Annotated in this window: 2 protein-coding genes and 1 pseudogene; 2 read left to right on the plus strand and 1 reads right to left on the minus strand. The window is 58.8% G+C overall.

Translation table 11 applies throughout. The features are described from left to right. Positions 1-165, minus strand: a pseudogene (gene eno, locus RE6C_RS30780) (phosphopyruvate hydratase); the annotation flags it as partial. Between the two features lie 205 nt (positions 166-370). Between eno and RE6C_RS20930 the strand changes: the two are divergent. Next, entirely contained in the window at positions 371-1,045 is a 675-nt protein-coding gene (locus tag RE6C_RS20930; RefSeq protein ID WP_008659815.1) for a riboflavin synthase, read from the plus strand. After that, positions 1,042-1,805, plus strand: a 764-nt coding sequence (gene rsmA, locus RE6C_RS20935) for a 16S rRNA (adenine(1518)-N(6)/adenine(1519)-N(6))-dimethyltransferase RsmA (protein WP_008659816.1), incomplete at its 3' end; no start/stop codon positions are given. The genes RE6C_RS20930 and rsmA, both read left to right, overlap by 4 nt.

Raw genomic sequence — 1,805 nt, forward strand, 5'->3', positions numbered from 1 at the left:
GTCACCGTCTCGCAGTTCCCAGGCTTCGTGCATTCCGGTGCTGGCTCCGCTGGGCACGGCGGCGCGACCGGCGGCTCCGTCCATCAACGTGACTTCGCACTCGACGGTTGGGTTGCCGCGGCTGTCCAAGATTTGCCGAGCGTGAATCGATTCGATCAGTGTCATGGGTTCACTATGAGATTGAGGGGGAACGAAATTCGGCTCAATGGAGGGCCGCAAAATTTGATTTGGAAAAGGCGGACGTTGTCCGATCGGGCGGTATTCTGTCCAATGCCCCGGAAACTGACCACCCGGCACCGATTCCCTGCGTTTTCCCTCGGTTTTGAGCCGTCTTTCCCGCCATCTGCCTCCATCTTCCCATTTCGCTGTTATGTTCACCGGTCTTGTCGAATCCGTTGGCCAACTTTCTGCCGTCGTGGAACAACCGCCCGGCAGACGTCTGGTGATCGCCGCCCCCTCCTTCCGGGACACAGATCCAGCTCGCGACGTGAAGCTGGGCGACAGCATCGCGATCAACGGATGCTGTCTGACCGTTGTCGAAATCGACGGCGACGAGTTGTCCTTTGAGGCGGGCGAAGAAACGCTCAGCCGAACCAATCTCGGCGAATTGACGGCCGGATCCACCGTCAACCTGGAACGGTCGCTAGCGGTCGGCGACCGAATGGGCGGCCACTACGTCACCGGACATGTCGACTGCGTCGGTCAATTGATCGAACGAGTCGACGACCCACCATGGGCGAATTTGAAATTCTCGGTTCCCGCCCCCTTCGCACAACAGATCGTTGCCAAGGGCAGCATCGCGGTTGACGGCATCAGCCTGACGGTCGTCGATGTCGGAGCAGACTACTTCACGGTCGCACTGATCCCACACACGTTGGACGCCACCACACTGGGAGGCCGCCAAGTCGGAGACCGCATCAATTTAGAAACCGACTTGTTGGCCAAGTATGTGCAACGAACATTGCAGTTCGGCAATGCCAACGACCAAGCCGACGCAAGCAACCCTGCGTCCCCCATCAACACACCCTGGAGCCCGCAATCATGAGTGACGAAATCGATCCCACTCCTCCCGTCGCACCGCCTCAACCTCCAGCGCGTTCGAACAACGCTTCTCGCGGCTCACGGCAAACCGCGACGTACCTGTCCAAACGCTTGACGGCCGCCGGACTGCGCCCGGTGTCCAAGTACGGTCAAAACTTTTTGATCGACTTGAACCTGGTCGAACTGATTGCTCGTTCAGCCGATATCGGGCCGCACGACATCGTGCTGGAAATCGGAACCGGAGTCGGCTCGCTAACATCCATCATGGCGGCTCAAGCCGGCGCGATCTTGACGGTTGAAATCGACCAAAACCTGTTTCAACTCGCGTCGGAGGAACTGGCTCCGTTCCCGCACGTGAAGATGATCCAAGGCGACGCACTGAAGAACAAAAGCACGTTCCGTGATGACATCATGGAATCGATTCGCGATGCCAAGTCACGCTTGCCCGACGACAGCAAATTCATGTTGGTCGCGAACTTACCCTACAACGTCGCGACTCCAATCGTCAGCAACCTGCTGCACCAAGACCCGCCGCCAGACCGCATCGTGGTCACGATCCAAAAAGAACTCGGCGAGCGCATGGTCGCTGGCCCCGGGTCGAAGGACTACGGCGCACTGAGCATTTGGATTCAAGCCACATGCCGGGCCGAGATCGTTCGCATCCTTCCACCCACTGTGTTTTGGCCGCGTCCCAAAGTCGACTCGGCGATCGTGCGTCTCGACGTCGATCACGAGCGTCGCAACGCGATTCCGGACTTGAAGTA

The sequence above is a fragment of the Rhodopirellula europaea 6C genome, assembly GCF_000338295.1.
Taxonomy (GTDB): Bacteria; Planctomycetota; Planctomycetia; order Pirellulales; family Pirellulaceae; genus Rhodopirellula; species Rhodopirellula europaea.